The sequence below is a fragment of the Halomonas sp. ML-15 genome (assembly GCF_014779595.1).
GTDB lineage: Bacteria > Pseudomonadota > Gammaproteobacteria > Pseudomonadales > Halomonadaceae > Franzmannia.
In genome coordinates this window covers 2,039,575-2,039,958 of sequence record NZ_JACXZT010000019.1, presented here as the reverse complement: position 1 = coordinate 2,039,958, position 384 = coordinate 2,039,575, and the positions used below count along the sequence as shown (strand labels likewise).

Annotated in this window: 1 protein-coding gene; it reads left to right on the top strand. The window is 66.9% G+C overall.

The genetic code is table 11. The features are described from left to right. On the top strand, window positions 1–384 hold a 384-nt coding region (locus IEI94_RS22740), incomplete at both ends, for a tripartite tricarboxylate transporter permease (RefSeq protein ID WP_224750225.1).

Sequence of the window (384 nt, the reverse complement as noted above, 5' to 3'; positions counted from 1 at the left end):
ATCTTCAAGAGCACCGGCATCGGCGCCTTCGTCGGCGCCCTGCCCGGCCTCGGCCCGTCGGTGGGCGCGTTCATGGCCTACGGCTTCGCCAAGCGCCAGGCCAAGGATCCCGACAGCTTCGGCAAGGGCAATCCCAACGGCATCGCCGCCGCCGAGTCCGCCGATAATGCGGTGATTCCGGCCAGCTATATCCCGCTCTTCGGCCTCGGCATCCCGGGTAGCGTGTCAGCCGCCCTGCTGGTGGGCGCCTTCATGATCCACGGCATCCAGGTCGGCCCGCTGATGCTGCGCGACCACCCGGAGATGCTGTTCACCATCTTCTCGGGAATGATCGTCGCCAGTCTGCTGATGCTGGCGGTGGGCTGGTACGGCCTGCGCATCTTC